Here is a 19,241-nt window from a genome sequence, read left to right on the forward strand (position 1 = left end):
TTAAATGGGCTCAGTCGCCCTTCTTCAGGTGGCGGCGGCCGAGCAGTTCGGCGATCTGCACCGCGTTCAGCGCGGCGCCTTTCCGCAGATTGTCCGACACGCACCACAGCGACAGGCCGTTATCGACCGTCGAGTCCTCGCGGACGCGGCTGATGAAGGTCGCATAGTCGCCGACGCACTCGACCGGGGTTACGTATCCCCCGTCCTCACGCTTGTCGATCAGCATGACACCGGGCGCCTCGCGCAGGATGTCCTGGGCTTCCTGGGCCGAGATCTCGTCCTCGAACTCGATGTTCAGCGCCTCGGAATGGCCGACGAAGACCGGCACGCGTACGCAGGTCGCCGTCACCTTGACCTTGGGGTCGAGGATCTTCTTGGTCTCGGCGACCATCTTCCACTCTTCCTTCGTCGAGCCGTCGTCGAGGAAGCTGTCGATGTGCGGGATCACGTTGAAGGCGATCTGCTTGGTGAACTTCTTGGGCTCGGCGGGGTCGCCGACGAAGATGTTGCGGCTCTGCTCGAACAGCTCGTCCATGCCCGCCTTGCCCGCGCCCGACACCGACTGATAGGTCGCGACGACGACGCGCTTGATCGTCGCCTTGTCGTGGAGCGGCTTCAGCGCCACGACCATCTGTGCGGTCGAGCAGTTCGGGTTGGCGATGATGTTCTTCGCCTTATAGCCGTCGATGGCATCCGGGTTCACTTCCGGCACGATCAGCGGCACGTCCGGGTCCATGCGGTAAAGCGAGGAATTGTCGATCACGACGCAACCGGCGGCGGCGAATTTGGGCGCGTAGATCTTCGTCGCGTCCGATCCGATGGCGAACAAGGCCATGTCCCAGCCGGTCGGATCGAAATGCTCGATATTCTTGATGGTGAGCATCTTGCCCGTCTCACCATATTCGATCTGGTCGCCCTGGCTGCGCGACGAAGCGACGACCGCCAGTTCGTCGATCGGAAATTCCCGCTCCGCCAGAATGTTGATCATTTCCCGGCCGACATTGCCCGTCGCCCCGGCGACCACCACGCGATAACCCATCATACCCTCCACTCGGAAGCGTGAGCCGGTAGCGTCATTGCGCGGACACGTCCACCAACTTTGCGAAAAGTGCGCGTTGGGCGGGGCCAAGCCGGGATTTACGCGGCCCGGCCCAGCGCCGCCCCCTGCCACCACTCGGGCAGGGTCTGCGGACGGATATCCGCCGCCGCGATGCGGGGAGTGATCAGCGCGAAGCGGCCGCCCTCCACCATCACCTCGGCAGCCAGCGCGCGGCTGTTATAGCAGGACGCCATCGACGCCCCGTAAGCGCCGACGTCCCGGATCACGGCCAGATCGCCTTCGCCCACTCGGTCGATCATCCGCGCGCGGGCGAACCCGTCGCTGCTTTCGCATACCGGACCGACCACGTGCGCGCGCATCGTGGCACCGTTGGGCGCGACCGCCGCGAAATCGTGCCACGCGTCATACAGCGCGGGGCGAGCGAGGTCGTTCATGCCCGCATCGATCACGACGAAGGAGCATTCCTCCCCAGGCTTGACCCACAGCACACGGGTCAGCAGCACCCCGGCATGGGCGGCGATATAGCGACCCGGCTCGAACAGCAGCGTTACGTCCCAGTCTCGGGTGACGCGCGCCACCATCGCACCATAGGCCGCGACATCGGCATCCGCCCCGCCACGATAATCGACGCCCAGCCCTCCGCCGAGATCGACATGGCTGATCCCCTGCCCCCGCGCCCGCAGCGCCGCGACCAGTTCGCCAATGCGGCGATAAGCGGCCTCCAGCGGATCTGGCGCCATGATCTGGCTGCCGATATGGACCGCCACGCCCTGAAGCGACAGGCCGGGGCGTGCGGCCAGCCAGTCATAAATCGCGGGCGCATCGCCAATCGCCACGCCGAACTTGGTGTCACTGGTGCCGGTGGTGATCTTGGCATGGGTGCCCGCATCGACATCCGGATTGACGCGCAGCAGCGCCGGGGCGGCCCGCCCCATGCGCACCGCGATCGCCGCCAGCACCTCGCCCTCGCGCTCGCTCTCCAGATTGATATGGCCGACCCCGACACGAAGCGCCTGCGCCAGTTCCTCCGGCGTCTTGCCGACGCCTGAAAAAGCGATGTCGCGCGCCGCCATCCCGGCGTTGAGCACGGCGGTCATCTCCCCGCCCGACACGATGTCGGCGCCGTACCCTTCCTCGCGCAACAGGTTCAGCACGGCGAGCGAGGGATTGGCCTTGACCGCAAAGGCCAGCGCCTTGCGCGGGACGGGGGCAAGCGCGTCGCGAAACCGCCGGGCCGCAGCACGCAAGGCCGCGGCGGAATAGACATAGGTCGGCGTGCCCACGACCTGCGCGATGGTGGCGAGCGACACGCCCTCGGCATGAAGCACGCCGCCCCGCACGGCAAAGCCCGGATCGGCGCTCATGACCGCCGCCCCCGCCGCAGCCGCGCGGCATGGATCGCCTCGGCCGTGTGATAATGGCCGCGCCGCTCGGCCCGCAGCGCCTGGGCCAGGCGCTTGCCGTTCAGCAGCAGCGTCAGGCCGCCCAGCGCCACCAGGAACCAGAACAGCGCCAGCAGCGAGCCCGTCGGTCCCATCAGCGTCGCCACCGACGCGCCCAGCATCATCGCACCGCCCAGCATCCGCCAGGCCATATCCCGTCCCGTCATGCCATCATCTCCCGGGGCGCCCGCCCCTCGACCGGATCGCCGATCACCGATGTCCCCGCCGCCCGCAGCGCCCCCGTCAGCCCGCCGCCGCGATGCCAGACCACGATGTCGGCCGGAAACTCGCACTCGGTCGCCAGCGCTTCGGCCGGATCGGCGCGCTCGAAGACCAGTCCCATTGCCGCATCGCGGTGCCGCCGCGCCGCCGCTTTCGCCCGGCCGATCAGCGCGGGGGAGCCGCCGATGCCGCGCCCCTCGATCGCGGTGAAGCCCATCGCCCGCGCCCGCTCGGCGACCGCGATCAGGAAGCCGCCCGCGCCGCAATCGGCGTCGACGATCCGCACCGCCCGGCGATGGTGTTCGCGCAAGGCCCCCAGCGCCGCCTCCACGGCGGGCCAGCGGGGATCGCGGCGATGTCGCATCAGCGCGTCCATCACGCGGCCTGCGGCATCGGCAAGGGTCCGAAGGGCACCAGCGGGATCAACGCCGTGCCCGACACCCGAACGCTGGCATGATAGATTTCGGCCTCTTCGGCGGCATAACGCATCGCCGCCCCGCGCGAGACGAAACGCCCCTCCAGCAATCGCTCGCTATCCTGGACCAGCCAATGACCGTCCCGGTCCTGACCGACATAGATGATCCGCGCCGGACCGTCCGGCTGGGGAAAAACATCCGAACTCATAAGGACTTGAAACCTCTGCCGATCGGGCGATCCGTCGCCCGCCCCGATCAGCTACGCCTCGGCCCATAGGGTTTCGAGAGCGATTTGCGGCTTTCGCATAGTGGCGGCATAATCTCGCTTACACCCGCCGCCAGCGGGCGCTGACCGGCACCTCATCGAACACATGGCCACCCAGGATGGTAAGCGCACTGCCCAGGCTGCCCGCCATGAAGCCCAGCGTGGCGAGCGCATAACCCACAAGTGTCGCCCGCCCGCCATGGTTGGCCATTGCGACCAGATGCGCGATCACCCGCCACGCCAGCACGCAGAGCCCGACCCCCAACAGGCGCAGCGCAAGCCCTTCCCATGCTGTCCGAACCCGTGCCGCCATATCGCCTCCTTGTCAGGCTCAGCGGCTAATCTCAGGCGGCATAGCAATGCGAGAGCGATTCCCCGGTTTCGCATAGCGCGCGCATAGCGCCGGGGGAGGCATCCATCAGTCGTGGGTACTCGCCCCCCAAGTGGCGTGGGCAATGCCGTGGACCGACTGGAAATGGTCCGTAATCCTGTCCAGTTCGCTCGCCTCCACGATGGTCGGGGTCAGCGTGGCGGTCACGCGCACCTGATCCTCGCCGCTCTCTTCGATATCCAGTTCGCCGACGGGCAGCCCGGCGCCTTCCAGATGCTCGACCAGCAGGTCGCCGATCGGCCCGGCCTGGGCTGCGGTGGTCGTCAGGCTGACCGAATAGGTCGCCTCGACATGGCGTCCCTCGACCGGGAAGCGGTTGATCGCATCGACCAGTGGGCGCAGCGCGGTATTGGCGAGCAGGACGATGACGGTCAGCAGCACGGCTTCGGCCACCATGTCGCTACCCGCAATCGAGCCGACCGCCGCCGAGCACCAGAGGGTCGCCGCGGTATTCAGCCCGCGGACGTTCATCCCCTCCTTCATGATGACGCCAGCGCCCAGGAAACCGATGCCGGAGACGACATAGGCAATGATGCGGATGGACTCGACATCGCCGCCCAGCCGCTGGCCGAGATCGACGAACGCCGCCGCGCCGATCGCGACCAGGGCGTTGGTGCGCAGCCCCGCCGTACGCTGGCGATATTGCCGCTCCGCACCGATCACGGTGCCCAGGACGAACGCGGTCAGATAGCTGACCAGCGTGTCGAGGAACGGCCAGAGGTGGAAGGTCTTCAGAAATGCCATGTACAGTCCGTAAATCCTCCCCGTTACGGGGAGGTGGCAGCGCGTCAGCGCTGACGGAGGGGGAGCGCCACACGGGTCAACACTCGCGGTACGCCCCCTCCACCATGCTGCGCATGGTCCCCCTCCCCGTGCCGGGGAGGATCACTTTATTTCTTCGGCTTGTCCTTCACCGTCCGGTCGAGGAAGTTCAGGATCGTATGCCACAGATGCTCTGACACGCCCGGCCCGCCGACGCGGTGGGTCTGGCCGGGATAGAGCATCATCTCGAACGGCGTGTCGGTCTTCTGCATCTCGGCGGCAAAGGCCGTCGCATTGTCGAGGAAGACGTTATCGTCCGCCATTCCGTGGATCAGCATCAGCGGATCGCGGATCTTCGCCGCATCGGTGATCGCCTGCGAGCCCGCATAGCTTTGCGGGTCGGTGCGCGGATCGCCCAGATAGCGCTCGGTGTAGTGCGTATCGTAGAGCTGCCAATCGGTGACCGGTGCCCCCGACACGGCGGCGGCGTACACGCCCGGCGTCTTTTCCAGCATCTTGATCGACATATAGCCGCCGTACGACCAGCCATAGGTCGCGATGCGCGCAGGGTCGACGAAGGGCAGCGTCTTCAGATAGTTCGCGCCCGCCAGCTGATCGGCGACCTCGACCGTGCCCATCGCGTGGTAGATGGCATCCTCGAACGCCTTGCCGCGATTATACGAGCCGCGATTGTCGATCTGGAAGAAGATCCACCCTTGGTCGACCAGATATTGCGGCAGCGCGCCTTGCCAGCCGCGCGTGACCTGCTGGCCGGTGCCGGGGCCGCCATAATGCTGGAAGAAGACGGGGTAGCGCTTGCCCGGCTCCAGCTTGGGCGTGATCATCTCCCAATAGAGCGTCGTGCCGTCATCGGCCTTGATCGTGCCGAACTTGGTCTCGCGGTGGCTGGCGAGATAGGGCGCATAGGGGTGGCCCGCGACAATCGCGTTCTCGTTGATCCAGCTCAGCCGCTTGCCGGTAGTGTCGGCCAGATAGACCTGGGTCGGCTGGGTCGGACTGGAGCGCGAGACGATGAAGCGGCTGGCCGACGAGTCCATCGTAGCGCTGTTGGTATAGCCGCGCTCGGTCAGGCGGGTGATGACGTTCGGCTGGGCGATGTCGACGGCATAGAGATGCTGTTCGAGCACATCGTCCTTCAGGCCGGTAAAGTACAAGCGGCCCTTTGCTTCATCGACGCCGACCAGGTTGGTGACGACCCACGGCCCCTTGGTCAGCTGCGTCCACTGGCCGTTCGAGAAATGATAGAGATGGCCATAGCCGTCCCGCTCCGACCGCCAGATCAGGCTGCCATCCTTCATCGGGCGATAGGCGTCGGACAGGTTCAGCCAGCTGCGGTCGCCCGAACGCTCGGTGAAGAGGACCGTCGACTTGCCGGTCTTGGGATCGACGCGCAGCATGTCGAGCGTCTTCTGGTCGCGGCTCTCGCGCTGGACCAGCATCGCCGAGCCGTCCGGGGTCCAGTCGACGCGCGCCAGATAGATATCCGGGTTGGTACCCAAGTCGACCTTCACCCGGCCCGAGCCGTCCGCCTTCATGACGCACAGATCGACCAGCGCATTGGGCGTACCCGCCGCCGGATAGCGCTGTTCATAGACCTTGGTGCCCGCTGCGCCGATGGCGGCGCGAACGGCGACCTTGACGGGCGCGTCATCGAACCGCTCGACCGCGATATAGCGTTCGTCGGGGCTCCACCAATAGCCGGTGAAGCGGTGCATTTCCTCCTGCGCGACGAATTCCGCCTCACCGAAATGGACAGTGCCGCCGCCCTCCTTGGTCAGCGCGCGCGCCTCGCCGCCACCGAGCGGCATGGCCCACAAATTCTGGTCGCGCACGAAGCTGACATAACCGCCCTTGGGACTGACGATCGGGTTCAGCTCGCCGCCCGGCGTGCTGGTCAGGCGGCGGACCGTGCCGTCCAGGCTGGCGAGGTACAGATCGCCATCCAGCGGCACCAGGATCGACTTACCGTCGGGGGCCCAGTCATAGGCGACGATGCCCTTCGACCCGCCGATCCGCGCACGCTCGCGCTGCATCTTTTCCGCCTCGGACAGCTCGGCGCCCGAACCGACCTTCTTGGAATCGACCAGCATCCGCTCTTCGCCGGTGCGGGTATCGCGCGCCCAAAGGTCCAGCCGCTCGCGCTCGTCGGCACGCGGACGCAGCGAGGTCAGGAGGGTGCCGTCGGGCGACAGGCGAAGGCCGCGCGGCTGCGATCCCGACAGGTCGGGGCTGCCGAAGACCCGGCCGAGGGTCAGTTCGCCCTGCTTGCGGCCTTGGGCGGCCGGACCATCAGCGGCCATCGCCGGTGCCCCCGACCCGATTGCGATCGACGCTCCCACCGACGCCAGCGCGAGACCCAGCACCCATTTGCGCATTCATACCACTCCAGACCCTATCGCACCGGGTCGTCGCCCGATGTGTGAGGGCGCGTTATTGCGAGGCCACCATGATCCGGCAAGCGCGATCGGCACATCGTCCCGCAACGGGCGCGTTTTGTCGCGACGAAACGCCCGAACAACTCGTTACGGAAGCGACTCCGATTTCGTAAACCGGGTGTTAACGAAAACTGGTTAGGCCGACCGATCGGGAGCGACAAAAGGACCGAACGTCCTTGCGCCGCAACCACCCATTATCGGAACGGACATGGCAACCCTGACGGCATTGGACATTCAGAGTGATCGACGGGGCGACATCCGGGCCATCATGGCCCGGCTGGGCAGCGCCGGGCATCCGCATGTCCAGTCGCTGCTCTTGCCGCAGGTTCTGCTCCACGACCTGACCGACGCCGTCCATGCCGTGTGTGCCGTGCACGGCAACCATCCGTGCATGATCGACTATGCCATGGCGCGCGGGATCGAGCTCGACACGCTGCCCTGGCTGATCAGTTCGTCGAACGCCTTTTCGAACGAACGCGCCTTTCTGGCCCATCTGACCTCCGCCGCCGGTCCGCTGCCGTCCACGCCAGGACAGGCGCAGACCGATGCGGCGCTGACCCAGTTGCGCCAGACGCTGGAAATGCTGGCCAACTCCGACCGGCGGGGCTGCGCCACCGGGGCGGTTTCCGCGCTAATCCTCGACTGGCGATCGATCCGCCAGATCCTGTCGCAGGCCGCGATGCGCTTCGGCGTGTCCACGCCCCCCAGCACCCTGCCCGAACCGCTGCTCGATTGCGAGGACGACGAATCGGCCATCGGCCTGGCCCGTGCCCGGGGTTTCGGTGCCACCCAGTTGCTGGGTCAGCATCGGGGTCTGTGGGACCTTCTCGAAGCCCGAGCGAGCGCCCGGCGCGGCTAGGCTGTGATCCGCGCGCACGCCCTCAACCGGTCGCGCCTCCTACTCACTCCATCTCGTTACCAAGCCGTTAACCATGCCGGACAGGTGTGGATTAAGGCGTGCTTCATAGGGTCGACACCATGAAAGGCATGGTGTCCAAGGCAATCCTATCGCTCTGCGCACTGACGGTCGCCCTTCCGGCCGAGGCGCGTTCGCTGCTCGATTATGTCGGACAGTGCGTCCCCTTCGCACGCGCCGCCTCCGGCATTCCGATCTACGGCGACGCCTGGACCTGGTGGTCGCAGGCCGAGGGGAAGTATCCGCGCGGCCACACCCCGCGGGTGGGAGCCGTCGTCGTCTTTGAAAAGACCAGCCGCCTGCCGCTGGGCCATGTCGCGGTGGTCAGCCGCGTGGTCGAGGACCGGGTGCTGATGCTGACCCATGCCAACTGGTCGATCCAGAATGGCGAGCGCGGCCATGCCGAACAGGATGTAACGCTGTTCGACGTATCGCCCGAAAACGACTGGAGCCGGGTGAAGGTCTGGTTCCGCGACTCGGACGGATTGGGCAGCTCGACCTATCCGATCTACGGCTTCATCTATGGGAAGGGCCGTCCGGCGCCGGGACTGACCAGCGACAAACCCGATTATGTCGGCGCGCTGATCGACGCCTATGTCGCGCGCTGATTGTCTCTGACGCAGTGACGATGTAACATCCTCCCATACAAAGGGAGGAAGTCGATGATGTTGCTCGTCGCGTTGGCGCTCTTCGCCGAATCGGGTGTTCCCTATTCCACCATGCCGACCATCGGCCAGCCGCCCGAACGCTGCGTGCCGAAAGAACGGCGGGTCCGCGGCAAGGCGGAGACGCCCAGCCTGCGCAAATTGAACGAGCTGCCGGATGCCGAGCCGCAATATACCGTGCTTCGCGAAATCGACGGCTGCCCCATCCCGGCCAAGGTCAACGCGAAGAGCGCCAAGCCGCGATAGGTCAGGCCCCGGCCGGGCGATGGATCACGCCGCCGGTCATCGCCTGCGGCACGCCGGTCGTGCCCGGAAAGCTGATCGGCCGCTCGTCCAGCCGTCGCACCGCCATATAAGCAAAGCCCTGGGCCTCTAGTGCATCGCCGTCCCAGCCGAGCCTGTCGGTCGGCTCGGGCGTGAGCCCCGTCTCGGTCGCGATCATCGCCAGCATCGTCGCATTGTGCCGCCCGCCGCCCGCGACCAGCAGACGCCGGGGCCGCTCGGGCAAATGGTCGAGTGCCCGCGCCACCGTCCGCGCGGTGAAGGCGGTCAGCGTCGCTGCGCCGTCCGCCGCCGACAAGCCCCGCGCGGGCTGGATGGTGAAGTCGTTGCGATCGAGCGACTTAGGCGGCGCGAGGTCGAACCAGCCATTGTCCATCATCGTGTCGAGCACGGTCGGCTCGACCCGCCCGCTGGCCGCCGTCTGGCCGTTCGCATCATAGCGCTGGCCGGTCTCGGCCTCCATCCAACTGTCGATCAGGCCGTTGGCAGGTCCGGTGTCGAAGGCGACCAACGCACCGTCGCGACCAATCCAGGTAACATTCGCCACCCCGCCCAGATTGAGGATCGCGACCGGCTTCTCCAGTCCGGCGCCCAGCGCGGCGTGATAGACGGGGATCAGCGGCGCGCCCTGCCCGCCCGCCGCGACATCGGCCGAGCGAAAATCGGAGACGGTGACGATCCCGGTCGCATCCGCCAGCGCCTGCCCGTCGCCGATCTGCCAGGTCCAGCCGCGATCGGGGCGATGCGCGACCGTCTGGCCGTGAAAGCCGATGACATCGACTACTCCCGCCTCGACGCCGGCATCGCGCAGCAGCTTCTGCACCGCCATCGCATGGGTCCGCACGATCAACTCGCTCGCCGCAACGATGGGTGGGCTGGCGCGCGGCCGGTCGAAGGTCAGCGCCAGCGCGGTCGCCTCGGCCAGTTCGGTCCGTGCGCCGTCCGAATAGGCCTCCGAGCGGAAGGCGATCGGCCGGACCAGCCCCTCGCCATCGGTTTCGATCAGTGCAGCGTCGACCCCGTCGAGCGACGTTCCCGACATCAATCCGATCGCCAGCATCGCCCCTCAACCTTCAACCGTCGTCCGTTGCCGCCCTCATGCCGGGATTGCGGGGCCGTGTCGACCTCGCTCGACCAGACATATGGGGCAGGCATCTGGAAAAGTGATCCGATCTGGACTATGTGCGCGCGCATCCCATGGCAACCAAACTCCCCACTCCGCCGCGTGTCGGCATGGTCTCGCTCGGCTGTCCCAAGAATCTGGTCGACAGCGAACGCATCCTGACCCAGCTGCGCGCCGACGGCTATCAGATGTCGCCCGACTATGCCGGGGCCGATGTCGTGCTGGTCAACACCTGCGGCTTTCTCGACTCCGCCAAGGAGGAAAGCCTGGAGGCGATCGGCGAGGCGATCAAGGAAAACGGTCGCGTCATCGTGACCGGCTGCATGGGCAAGGAAGCCGAGGCGATCCGCACCCGCTTTCCGGACGTGCTCGCGATCACCGGCGCGCATGAATATGAGCAGGTGGTGGAGGCCGTCCACGCCGCCGCGCCCGCCAACCTGTCGCCCTATATCGACCTGATCCCCGATGCGGGTCTGAAGCTGACCCCGCGTCACTATAGCTATCTGAAGATTTCGGAGGGCTGCAACCACCGGTGCAGCTTCTGCATCATCCCCAGCCTGCGCGGCGATTTGGTCAGCCGCCGTCCCGACGCAATCCTGCGCGAGGCGGAAAAACTGGTCGCGGCGGGCACGCGTGAGTTGCTGGTCATCAGCCAGGATACCTCGGCCTACGGCATCGACATCCGCAAGGAACCCCGGATGTGGAAGGGGCAGGAGGTCGTGCCGCACATGACCGACCTGGCCCGCGAACTGGGCAAGATCGCGCCGTGGGTGCGGCTGCACTATGTCTATCCCTATCCGCATGTGGATCAGGTGATCCCGCTGATGGCGGAAGGGCTGGTGCTGCCCTATCTGGACATCCCGTTCCAGCATGCCGCGCCCTCGGTGCTCAAGCGCATGAAGCGCCCCGGCAACGACGCCAAGGTGCTGCAACGCATCCACCAGTGGCGCGACATCTGCCCCGACATCGCGATCCGCTCGACCTTCGTCGTCGGCTTCCCCGGCGAGACGGAGGAGGATTTCGAGTATCTGCTGGACTGGCTGGACGAAGCCCAGCTCGACCGCGTCGGTGCTTTCCGCTTCGAGCCGGTCGAGGGTGCCGCCGCCAACGCCCTGCCCGATCACGTCCCTGAGGAGGTGAAGGAAGAGCGTTACGCGCGGATCATGGAAAAGACCGCCGCCATCTCGGCTGCCAAGCTCGCCGCCAAGGTCGGCCGCACCCTGCCCGTCATCATCGACGCGGTGGACGAGGAAGGCGGCGCGACTGGCCGCTCCCAGGCGGATGCGCCCGAGATCGACGGCGAGGTCTTCCTGCGCGATGCCGGGCATCTGAGCGTCGGCGATATCGTGAAGGTCGCGATCGAGGATGCCGACGAGCACGACCTATACGGCGTTCCCGTCACAGGAAACGAATAAGCATCATCACCAGGCCGATCATCGACACCAGATAGGCCAGCGACCGCACATAGCGGACGCCGAAGAGGTACAGCGGCACATAGGCGGCCCGCGCGAGGAACCACACCCACGCGCCGGTCGCCGCGATGCCGCCGCTCCGCCCCGTGACGGCGAGCCCCAGCGCCAAGGCGATGAAGATCGGCCAGGTCTCGCGAAAATTGGCCGAGGCGCGCTCGGCGCGGCCCGCATAGCGGCCCAGCGGCGCGGGCGTTCCGTCGCGCGGACCTGCGTTCCAGCCGATGCCTCGGTCCAACGTCGCCATCTGCGACTGCAGGGCGATATGCACGAACAGCAGGATGATCGACCAGCCGAGGATAGTCAGTTCGGTGGTCAATTGCCTATCTCCCAAGACCACCCCGGCGAAGGCCGGGGTCCAGATACGGCGCGCCCTAAGGCGCGCGATGCTCTTCCCCAACGCCGAACGTGGCAACTGGACCCCGGCCTTCGCCGGGGTGGCAGCAAAAAAAGTCTGCGACCGCCATGTAGAGACGGCGGCCTCAAAGCCCACGCGCCCACACCCGTTGCGCGGTTCCCGCAAACCTGCTTCCTTGGCGCGCATGAGATACCCCCATTTGCTGGCGGCGATCGCGCTCATCGCCCCCGCCCCGCTCCTCGCCCAGGCCCTGACCCCGGCGGAAACCCAGAAGATCGACGCGCTGGTGACGAAGACGCTGGCCGATACCGGCGTCCCCTCCGCCTCGGTCGCGGTGGTGCGCGGCGGCCGGATCGTCCTCGCCAAGGCCTATGGCAAGCAATATGAGGGGCAGACGGGCCCCGCCGACCCCAAGCTCCCCTATCAGATCGCCTCGGTGTCGAAGCAGTTCACCGCCGCCGCGATCCTGTTGCTGGCGGACCAGGGCAAGCTGTCGCTCGACGATACGGTGTCGAAGTACATTCCGGGCATCACCGATGGCGACAAGATCACCATCCGCCAGCTGCTCAGCCATACCTCGGGCCTGCGTGATTACTGGCCGCAGGATTACAGCTTCAAGGCGATGGCAACGCCGACCACGCCGCAGGGCATCGTCGACCGCTGGGCCAAGGCCCCGCTCGACTTCGCGCCGGGCACGCAGTGGCAATATTCCAACACGGGCTATGTCGTGGCGGGCATGATCGTCGAGAAGGTGTCGGGCCAACCCCTGCTCGCCTTCCTTCAGGCCCATGTCTTCAAGCCTCTGGGCATCCGCGCGATCGACCAGGACAAGGCGGTCGGCCCCGGTTTCCCGCAAGGCTATCTGCGCCACGCGCTGGGCCCCGTGCGGGTCGAGACGCCCGCCGCCCCCGGCTGGCTCTATGCGGCGGGCGAACTGTCTATGTCGGCCGAGGACCTTGCGAAATGGGACATCGCCCGAATGAACCGCACGCTGCTTTCGCCCAAGGATTGGGCCGAGCAGGAAACGCCGGTCAACCTGACCAGCGGCGCCAGCACCGGCTATGGGCTGGGCGTCGGGATCGCCGTCGCCGATGGCCACCGCATGGTCGAACATAGCGGCGAAGCGGTCGGCTTCTTGACCGAAAATATTGTCTACCCGGAAGACAAGGCCGCTATCGTCGTCGCGGTCAATGCCTGGTTCGCCGATGCGCAGAACCGAATCGCCAAGGGCATTTCGCAGATCATCCTCCCCGCCCCCCAGGCCAATAGCGAGGATGCCGCCGCCCTGGCCCGCACCCAGGCGGTCTATGCGCAGTTGCAGGCGGGAAATCTCGACCGCGCGCTGCTGACCGAGGACGCGGCCTATTATTTCACGCCCGCGACCATCGCCGACTATAAGGCCAGCCTGTCGCCGCTGGGCACTCCGGTCACGATCGAGCAGAGCGGCCGCACCCGGTTGCGGGGCGGCTTCGTCAACCGCAACTACCGCGTCACCTATCCGAACCGCAGCCTGCGCATCAGCACCTATGCCGAGCCCGGTGCCAACGGAAAGATCGAACAGTTTCTGGTGAGCCCCGCCGAATGACCGACTTCGCTTCCCTTCTCCAGCCCGATCGTGGCCAGAGCGCCCGCACGATCACCCTGCTGACGCCCGAGACGTTCGACGCCTGGCTGAACCTTCAGTCCGCCGCGACCCGCGCGCTGGCCACCGCACAGCGTTTCACCGCCAAGCCGGGCACCCATGTCCTGATCCCCGACGGGGACGGCATCGCCGTCATCGCGGGGGTCGCCGACGCCAGCTCGCCCTGGGCGCTGGCCAAGCTGGCCGAAGCGCTGCCCGAGGGCAGCTATCGCCTCGACGGGGTGGAGGTCGGCGCCAATGCGCTGGGCTGGCTGCTCGGCCAATATCGCTTCACCCGCTATCGCAAGGCGGAGGACGCCGCACCGCGCGTCCTGCTGACCCGCGATGTCGCGCACCGGGACGAGATCATCCGCATCGCCGCCGCGACGGCGCAGGTCCGCGATCTGGTCAATAGCGGCGCGGGTGATCTGGGCCCCGCCGAGTTGGAGGCCGAGGCGCAGATGCTGGCGCGCGCGCATCATGCGGACGTGACCGTAATCAGCGGCGAGGCGCTGGCGCGCGACTATCCGATGATCCATGCGGTGGGCCAGGCCGCGATCCGCGAGCGTGCGCCCCGGCTGATCGAGCTCCATTGGGGCGACACCAGCCATCCCCGCATCGCCATCGTCGGCAAGGGCGTGTGCTTCGACACCGGCGGGCTCGACATCAAGCCGTCCGCCGGCATGCGGCTGATGAAGAAGGACATGGGCGGCGCGGCCCATGCGCTGGCGCTGGCCGGGCTTGTGATGGCGGCCAAGCTGCCGGTCCGGCTCCACCTGCTGATCCCGGCGGTCGAGAATGCGATATCGGGCGCGGCCTTCCGCCCCGGCGACGTGCTGCGGACGCGCAAGGGCCTGACGGTCGAGAACACCAATACCGATGCCGAGGGCCGGTTGATCCTGGGCGACGCGCTGACCCGCGCGGGTGAGGACGCGCCGGAGCTGATCCTCGACTTCGCCACCCTGACCGGCGCGGCGCGGGTGGCGCTGGGCCCCGACCTGCCGCCCTTGTTCACCGATGACGAGGCGCTGGCGGCGGACCTGCTGGCGGCTGGCGTGGCGGAGGACGATCCGGTGTGGCGGATGCCGCTCTGGGACGGTTATGACGACATGCTGAAGTCCGACATCGCCGACATGGTGAATGCGCCGGATGGCGGCTTTGCTGGGGCGATCACGGCGGCGTTGTTCCTGCGACGCTTCGTGCCCAAGGATACGGCCTGGGCGCATCTCGACGTATTCGCCTGGCGTCCCTCGGCCAAGCCGGGGCGGCCCAAGGGCGGCGATGCGTATGCGCTGCGGGCGACCTACGCGATGTTGAAGAAGCGCTATTCCGGCGCTTGAGAGGTGTGCGGGGCGGGCCGTTGGACCACGCCCCGCCCTCACCCCATGATCACAACCCCGCCGCCGCCTCGATGATCGGCACGAATTTGGCGGCTGTCAGGCTTGCGCCGCCGACCAGCGCGCCGTCGACATTTTCGATGGCCAGCAGCGTGGCCGCATTGTCGCCCGTCACCGAGCCGCCATACAGGATACGTACCCCGTCCGCCGCATCGCCGATCAGCATGCGCAGCTTGGCCCGCGCGATCGCATGGATGGTCGCGATCTCCTCGACGGTCGGCGTCCGCCCGGTCCCGATCGCCCAGCGCGGTTCATAGGCGAGCGTGAACCAGCTGCCATCCGCATTGTCGGGCACCGACTTCTCGATCTGCGCCTGCACCACCCGCTCGGCGCGGCCCGCATTGCGCTCCGCCTCGGTTTCGCCGCAGCACAGGATGACGTTCAGCCCCTGGCGATGCGCCGCCGCGGCCTTGGCCCAGGCGTCCTGGCTCGTCTCGCCCTGATCCGCGCGGCGTTCGGAGTGACCGACGATCGTGAAGCGGGCCCCCGCCTCCTGAACCATCCCGGCCGAGACGCAGCCGGTATGTGCCCCCGAATCGCGGTCGTGCACATCCTCGGCCCCGATGGCGAGGCCGGGCACACGCTCGGCGGCGGGTGCGATCAGGGTGAAGGGCACCGCCATCGCCACGTCGACGTTCGGGGCCGCTTCAGCCGCCTTGGCAATGCCGTCCAGCTCGGCCAGCGCGGCGCGCGAACCGTTCATTTTCCAGTTGCCCGCCACCAATTTGCGCCGTGCCATATCAGGCTCCCGAATGAGTCGTCTGTTATACGTGTTCAACACCGATAGCGGATTGCGGTTTTCGCACAAGCTTGATGCGGGGCCGCCGCGCCCCTAAAGCACGTCCCGATTTTCTTTCTTGCCGATCGGTCGTCCATGCTCAGCTTCTTCCGCCGGATCATCAATTCCAAGGCCGGCGTCATCGTCACCTTCATCGTGCTGGGCGTGATCGCAATCGCCTTTGCCGCCGGGGACGTGACTAACATCTCCAGCATGGCGGGCGGCATCACCGGGTCCCAAGTCGCCAAGGTCGGCGACGCGAAGATCACCGCCAACGACCTGCGCAGCGCCGTGCAGAACGAGGTGGCATCCTATCGCCAGGAACAGCCCACGCTCGACGTCGCGCAGTTCATCGCGGCGGGCGGGTTCGAGGGCACGTTGCAACGCGAGATCACCGGCCTGTCGCTGGAACAGTTCGGCAAGGATCAGGGCATGGTCGTCTCGCGCCGCCTGATCGACGGCCAGATCGCCTCGATCCCGGCGTTTCGCGGTCCCAACGGCCAGTTCGATCCGGCGCTCTACCAACAGCTTCTGGCGCAGCGGAAGATGACCGACGCCCAGGTCCGCACCGACCTGATCCGCACCACCTTTGCCCAGCAGCTGACCGTGCCGACCATCGGCGCGACGCAGTTCGCCATGCAGATGGCGCTGCCCTATGCCTCGCTGCTGCTCGAAAAGCGCCAGGGTGAGGTCGGCTATATCCCTACCCGCCTGGTGCCGACCGGCCCCGCACCGACCGACGCGGATATTCAGAGCTTCTACACGCGCAACGTGCAGCGCTACTCGCTGCCCGAGCGGCGCACCGTCCGCTATGCAGTGGTCAATACCGCCGCCGTCGCTGCCCAGTCGACGCCGAGCGAAGCGGAGATCGCGCGCTATTACCAGACCAACCAGTCGCGCTATGCCGCCACCCAGAAGCGCGACGTGACCCAGGTCGTCGTGCTGGACCAGGCGGGTGCGAACGCGCTGGCCGCCAAGGCAAAGGCGGGCACCTCGCTCGCCGATGCCGCCCGCGCCGCCGGTCTGGAAGCCTCGACCCAGAAGGCGGTCGACAAGGCCGCCTACGCCGCACAGAGCTCGGCCGCTGTTGCCGATGCGGTGTTCGGCGCCGCGCAAGGCGCGATCGTCGGCCCGGTGCGCGGCACGCTGGGCTTCGTCGTCGCCAAGGTCGATGCGATCACCCAGGTCCCCGGCAAGACGCTGGCCCAGGCCCGCCCCGAGATCGTCGCCGAACTGACCAAGCAGAAGCAGGCCGCCGCGCTGGGCGAGATGCGCAATGCGATCGAGGATGCGCTGTCGGGCAATGCGACCTTTGACGAGGTGATTGCCGACCGCAAGCTGCAGGCGCAGACGACCCCGGCCGTGACGGCGCAGGGCCTCGCCCCCGATGCCCCCACCTTCCAGGCGACGCCGGAGCAGCGTGCGATGATCACCGCCGCCTTCACCGCCGAGGATGGTGACGCGCCGCAGGTGGTGCCGGTCGGCCAGGATGGCAGCTTCGCCGTCGTTGGCGTCGGCCAGGTCCAGCGCGCCGCCCCGCGTCCGCTGGCGCAGGTGCGCGCCCAGGTCGTCGCCGACCTGACCGCCGACCGCGCCCGTGCCGCCGCGCGCAAGCTGGCCAATTCCGTGCTCGCCAAGGTGAACAAGGGCATGTCGATGGCACAGGCGCTGAAGGAAACCGGTCTGGCCGTGCCGCCGGTCCGCCCGATCGCCGCCTCGCGCCGTGACCTGGCCGCTGCGCAGAACACCCCCGCCGCCGCGCCGCTCGCCCTCCTGTTCTCGATGCCGCAGAACAAGGCCAAGACGCTGGAGGCGCCGCAGAACGAGGGCTGGTATATCATCCGCGCGACCAAGATCGAACCGGGCAACGCGACCGGCAACACCGCCGCGATCCAGGCCGCGCGGGGCGATATCGGTCGCCTGATCGGCCGCGAATATGTGTCGCAGTTCGCCCGCGCCGTGCGCGACGTGGTGGGCGTGAAGACCGATCCCAAGGCGGTCGCCAAGGTCCGCTCGGAGCTGCTGACCAATGGCGCCAACTGACGCCGCCGGGCGGTTGGCGGACGGCCAGCCGCAGCTGATCTGGCGGCGGCAGATCGCCGATACCGAGACGCCGGTCGCCGCCGCGCTGAAGCTGATCGAGCCGGGGCGCGGTGACTTCCTGCTCGAATCGGTCGAGGGCGGTGCGACGCGCGGGCGGTACAGCCTGATCGGCCTGGCCCCCGACCTGGTCTTTCGGGCCGATGGGCACAGCGCGGCGATCAACCGGCATTGGACCACCGATCGCGAAGCGTTCACGCCGTGCGCGGCCCCGACGCTGGAGGCGCTGCGCCAGCTGGTCGCCGAGTGCCGCGCCGAGGTGCCGGAGGGCCTACCCTCCGCCCTCGCCTGTCTGGTCGGCTATTTCGGGTACGAGACGGTGGGGCTGGTCGAAAACCTGCCCCAGCCGGAGGTCGATCCGCTCGGCCTGCCCGACATGATCTTTGTCCGCCCGACGGTGATCCTGGTGTTCGACCGGCTGGCCGACGCGCTGTACATGGTCGCGCCGGTCTGGCCCGATGCGGCCCGTGACGCCGCCCGGATGATCGCCGAGGCCGAGGAACGGCTGGACGCCACCGCCGCGCGGCTGGCCAGCGCGACGCTGCCCGCGCCGGTCCGCGCCGACCTGCCCGAACCGGCCTATCAGCCCGCCCTGCCCCCCGGCCGCTATGCCGAGATGGTGGCGCGCGCGAAGGACTATATCGTCGCGGGCGATATCTTTCAGGTGGTGCTGGCCCAGCGTTTCTCCGCCCCCTTCACCCTGCCGCCGTTCGAGCTGTACCGCAGCCTGCGGCGGATCAACCCCTCGCCTTTCCTCTATCACCTCGACCTGCCAGGCTTTTCGCTGATCGGGTCGAGCCCGGAAATCCTGGTCCGCGTCCGCGATGGCGAGATCACGATCCGTCCCATCGCGGGCACCCGCCCGCGCGGCAAGACGGGCGTCGAGGATTTCGCTAACCGCGACAGCCTGCTCGCCGATCCCAAGGAACGCGCCGAGCATCTGATGCTGCTCGACCTGGGCCGCAACGATGTCGGCCGGGCCGCGTCGGCGGGGAGCGTGCGGGTGACCGACAGCTACACGGTCGAGTTCTACAGCCACGTCATGCACATCGTGTCCAACGTCGTCGGCCAGTTGGCGGACGACAAGGACGCGCTGGACGCGCTGTTCGCCGGATTTCCTGCTGGCACGGTCAGTGGCGCACCCAAGGTCCGCGCCTGCCAGATCATCGCCGAGCTGGAACCGGAACGGCGCGGGGCCTATGCGGGCGGCGTGGGCTATTTCTCGCCCGATGGCTCGATGGACTCATGCATCGTGCTGCGCACCGCCGTGGTCAAGGACGACACCATCCACGTCCAGGCGGGCGCGGGCATCGTCGCCGATAGCGACCCCGCCTATGAGCAGCGGGAATGCGAGGCGAAGGCGGGCGCGATGCTGGCGGCGGCGCGTGATGCCGTGGCGCGGGCGGGCGAAGGCGGTTTTGGGCAGTAAGCGTACCGCTCATGCCTATGCCTGTTCCCCGGCGAAGGCCGGGGTCCAGTTGCTATGACGTTTGCGATACGGGAAATTACCTCCCACGC

Annotated in this window: 19 protein-coding genes; 8 read left to right on the plus strand and 11 right to left on the minus strand. The window is 67.4% G+C overall.

All coding sequences use genetic code 11. From position 1 onward, the window contains the following. Positions 1 to 10: 10 nt before the first annotated feature. The 8 genes from SSA01S_RS08420 to SSA01S_RS08455 all read right to left on the minus strand — a co-directional run bounded on the left by SSA01S_RS08420 (position 11) and on the right by SSA01S_RS08455 (position 6,954). Positions 11 to 1,039: an aspartate-semialdehyde dehydrogenase gene (locus SSA01S_RS08420; protein ID WP_061780090.1), complete on the minus strand. Its 1,029-nt coding sequence runs from the start codon at positions 1,037 to 1,039 to the stop codon at positions 11 to 13. Positions 1,040 to 1,137: 98 nt separating this feature from the next. Next, entirely contained in the window at positions 1,138 to 2,424 is a 1,287-nt protein-coding gene (gene lysA, locus SSA01S_RS08425) for a diaminopimelate decarboxylase (RefSeq protein WP_061780046.1), read from the minus strand. After that, positions 2,421 to 2,669, minus strand: coding sequence for a hypothetical protein (locus tag SSA01S_RS08430; protein ID WP_058733395.1), 249 nt, complete (start codon positions 2,667 to 2,669; stop codon positions 2,421 to 2,423). The genes lysA and SSA01S_RS08430 overlap by 4 nt, the downstream gene beginning before the upstream one ends. Beyond that, entirely contained in the window at positions 2,666 to 3,088 is a 423-nt protein-coding gene (locus tag SSA01S_RS08435) for an SAM-dependent methyltransferase (protein ID WP_240954551.1), read from the minus strand. Before SSA01S_RS08435 ends, SSA01S_RS08430 begins: the two co-directional genes overlap by 4 nt. An 11-nt stretch (positions 3,089 to 3,099) precedes the next feature. After that, a complete protein-coding gene (locus SSA01S_RS08440; RefSeq protein ID WP_061780048.1) occupies positions 3,100 to 3,348 on the minus strand; it encodes a hypothetical protein in 249 nt (82 codons plus the stop codon). Positions 3,349 to 3,466: 118 nt separating this feature from the next. Then, positions 3,467 to 3,718 (minus strand): hypothetical protein, encoded by a 252-nt coding sequence (locus SSA01S_RS08445; protein ID WP_061780049.1) that lies wholly within the window; start codon positions 3,716 to 3,718, stop codon positions 3,467 to 3,469. Positions 3,719 to 3,823: 105 nt separating this feature from the next. Next, entirely contained in the window at positions 3,824 to 4,540 is a 717-nt protein-coding gene (locus SSA01S_RS08450; protein ID WP_061780050.1) for an MgtC/SapB family protein, read from the minus strand. Positions 4,541 to 4,686: 146 nt separating this feature from the next. After that, positions 4,687 to 6,954 (minus strand): S9 family peptidase, encoded by a 2,268-nt coding sequence (locus tag SSA01S_RS08455; protein ID WP_061780051.1) that lies wholly within the window; start codon positions 6,952 to 6,954, stop codon positions 4,687 to 4,689. Positions 6,955 to 7,222: 268 nt separating this feature from the next. Between SSA01S_RS08455 and SSA01S_RS08460 the strand changes: the two genes are divergently transcribed. The 3 genes from SSA01S_RS08460 to SSA01S_RS08470 all read left to right on the plus strand — a co-directional run bounded on the left by SSA01S_RS08460 (position 7,223) and on the right by SSA01S_RS08470 (position 8,841). Then, on the plus strand, positions 7,223 to 7,873 hold the full coding sequence (locus SSA01S_RS08460) for a DUF6975 family protein (protein WP_061780052.1): 651 nt from the start codon (positions 7,223 to 7,225) through the stop codon (positions 7,871 to 7,873). A gap of 128 nt (positions 7,874 to 8,001) precedes the next feature. Continuing rightward, positions 8,002 to 8,538 carry a CHAP domain-containing protein gene (locus SSA01S_RS08465; protein WP_241491150.1) on the plus strand — a complete coding sequence of 179 codons (537 nt, stop codon included), beginning with the start codon at positions 8,002 to 8,004 and terminating at the stop codon, positions 8,536 to 8,538. Positions 8,539 to 8,592: 54 nt separating this feature from the next. Next, on the plus strand, positions 8,593 to 8,841 hold the full coding sequence (locus SSA01S_RS08470; protein ID WP_061780053.1) for a hypothetical protein: 249 nt from the start codon (positions 8,593 to 8,595) through the stop codon (positions 8,839 to 8,841). 1 nt (position 8,842) lies between these two features. Here the strand turns inward: SSA01S_RS08470 and SSA01S_RS08475 are convergent, their stop codons facing one another. Next, on the minus strand, positions 8,843 to 9,937 hold the full coding sequence (locus tag SSA01S_RS08475; RefSeq protein ID WP_082795000.1) for an anhydro-N-acetylmuramic acid kinase: 1,095 nt from the start codon (positions 9,935 to 9,937) through the stop codon (positions 8,843 to 8,845). Between the two features lie 137 nt (positions 9,938 to 10,074). On the opposite strand from SSA01S_RS08475, the gene rimO reads away from it, so the two are divergent. Next, positions 10,075 to 11,415, plus strand: coding sequence for a 30S ribosomal protein S12 methylthiotransferase RimO (gene rimO, locus SSA01S_RS08480; protein ID WP_061780054.1), 1,341 nt, complete (start codon positions 10,075 to 10,077; stop codon positions 11,413 to 11,415). Here rimO and SSA01S_RS08485 read toward each other — a convergent pair. Next, complete coding sequence (locus SSA01S_RS08485) at positions 11,399 to 11,788, minus strand: MAPEG family protein (RefSeq protein ID WP_082795001.1); 390 nt, start codon at positions 11,786 to 11,788, stop codon at positions 11,399 to 11,401. The genes rimO and SSA01S_RS08485 overlap by 17 nt on opposite strands. A 223-nt stretch (positions 11,789 to 12,011) precedes the next feature. On the opposite strand from SSA01S_RS08485, the gene SSA01S_RS08490 reads away from it, so the two are divergent. Beyond that, positions 12,012 to 13,412, plus strand: coding sequence for a serine hydrolase domain-containing protein (locus SSA01S_RS08490; RefSeq protein WP_061780056.1), 1,401 nt, complete (start codon positions 12,012 to 12,014; stop codon positions 13,410 to 13,412). After that, positions 13,409 to 14,788 (plus strand): leucyl aminopeptidase family protein, encoded by a 1,380-nt coding sequence (locus SSA01S_RS08495; RefSeq protein ID WP_061780057.1) that lies wholly within the window; start codon positions 13,409 to 13,411, stop codon positions 14,786 to 14,788. The genes SSA01S_RS08490 and SSA01S_RS08495 overlap by 4 nt, the downstream gene beginning before the upstream one ends. A gap of 49 nt (positions 14,789 to 14,837) precedes the next feature. Here the strand turns inward: SSA01S_RS08495 and tpiA are convergent, their stop codons facing one another. Further along, positions 14,838 to 15,584 (minus strand): triose-phosphate isomerase, encoded by a 747-nt coding sequence (gene tpiA, locus SSA01S_RS08500; RefSeq protein ID WP_061780058.1) that lies wholly within the window; start codon positions 15,582 to 15,584, stop codon positions 14,838 to 14,840. 135 nt (positions 15,585 to 15,719) lie between these two features. Here tpiA and SSA01S_RS08505 point away from each other — a divergent pair, with 135 nt between their 5' ends. Further along, complete coding sequence (locus SSA01S_RS08505) at positions 15,720 to 17,666, plus strand: peptidylprolyl isomerase (protein ID WP_061780059.1); 1,947 nt, start codon at positions 15,720 to 15,722, stop codon at positions 17,664 to 17,666. Next, positions 17,653 to 19,152, plus strand: a complete 1,500-nt coding sequence (trpE, locus tag SSA01S_RS08510; protein WP_061780060.1) for an anthranilate synthase component I — start codon at positions 17,653 to 17,655, stop codon at positions 19,150 to 19,152. Before SSA01S_RS08505 ends, trpE begins: the two co-directional genes overlap by 14 nt. Positions 19,153 to 19,241: the final 89 nt, after the last annotated feature.

Origin of the sequence: Sphingomonas sanguinis NBRC 13937, assembly GCF_001591005.1 — a bacterium.
Lineage (GTDB): Bacteria > Pseudomonadota > Alphaproteobacteria > Sphingomonadales > Sphingomonadaceae > Sphingomonas > Sphingomonas sanguinis.

Bases quoted from the DNA above. Each gene is read 5' to 3' on its own strand.
- SSA01S_RS08490 (WP_061780056.1), top strand. From the start codon at position 12,012: ATGAGATACCCCCATTTGCTGGCGGCGATCGCGCTCATCGCCCCCGCC.
- rimO (WP_061780054.1), top strand. From the start codon at position 10,075: ATGGCAACCAAACTCCCCACTCCGCCGCGTGTCGGCATGGTCTCGCTC.
- SSA01S_RS08445 (WP_061780049.1), bottom strand. From the start codon at position 3,718: ATGGCGGCACGGGTTCGGACAGCATGGGAAGGGCTTGCGCTGCGCCTG.
- SSA01S_RS08420 (WP_061780090.1), bottom strand. From the start codon at position 1,039: ATGGGTTATCGCGTGGTGGTCGCCGGGGCGACGGGCAATGTCGGCCGG.
- SSA01S_RS08455 (WP_061780051.1), bottom strand. From the start codon at position 6,954: ATGCGCAAATGGGTGCTGGGTCTCGCGCTGGCGTCGGTGGGAGCGTCG.
- SSA01S_RS08450 (WP_061780050.1), bottom strand. From the start codon at position 4,540: ATGGCATTTCTGAAGACCTTCCACCTCTGGCCGTTCCTCGACACGCTG.
- trpE (WP_061780060.1), top strand. From the start codon at position 17,653: ATGGCGCCAACTGACGCCGCCGGGCGGTTGGCGGACGGCCAGCCGCAG.
- SSA01S_RS08495 (WP_061780057.1), top strand. From the start codon at position 13,409: ATGACCGACTTCGCTTCCCTTCTCCAGCCCGATCGTGGCCAGAGCGCC.
- SSA01S_RS08430 (WP_058733395.1), bottom strand. From the start codon at position 2,669: ATGACGGGACGGGATATGGCCTGGCGGATGCTGGGCGGTGCGATGATG.
- SSA01S_RS08475 (WP_082795000.1), bottom strand. From the start codon at position 9,937: ATGCTGGCGATCGGATTGATGTCGGGAACGTCGCTCGACGGGGTCGAC.
- SSA01S_RS08505 (WP_061780059.1), top strand. From the start codon at position 15,720: ATGCTCAGCTTCTTCCGCCGGATCATCAATTCCAAGGCCGGCGTCATC.
- SSA01S_RS08460 (WP_061780052.1), top strand. From the start codon at position 7,223: ATGGCAACCCTGACGGCATTGGACATTCAGAGTGATCGACGGGGCGAC.
- SSA01S_RS08440 (WP_061780048.1), bottom strand. From the start codon at position 3,348: ATGAGTTCGGATGTTTTTCCCCAGCCGGACGGTCCGGCGCGGATCATC.
- SSA01S_RS08470 (WP_061780053.1), top strand. From the start codon at position 8,593: ATGATGTTGCTCGTCGCGTTGGCGCTCTTCGCCGAATCGGGTGTTCCC.
- lysA (WP_061780046.1), bottom strand. From the start codon at position 2,424: ATGAGCGCCGATCCGGGCTTTGCCGTGCGGGGCGGCGTGCTTCATGCC.
- tpiA (WP_061780058.1), bottom strand. From the start codon at position 15,584: ATGGCACGGCGCAAATTGGTGGCGGGCAACTGGAAAATGAACGGTTCG.
- SSA01S_RS08435 (WP_240954551.1), bottom strand. From the start codon at position 3,088: ATGCGACATCGCCGCGATCCCCGCTGGCCCGCCGTGGAGGCGGCGCTG.
- SSA01S_RS08465 (WP_241491150.1), top strand. From the start codon at position 8,002: ATGGTGTCCAAGGCAATCCTATCGCTCTGCGCACTGACGGTCGCCCTT.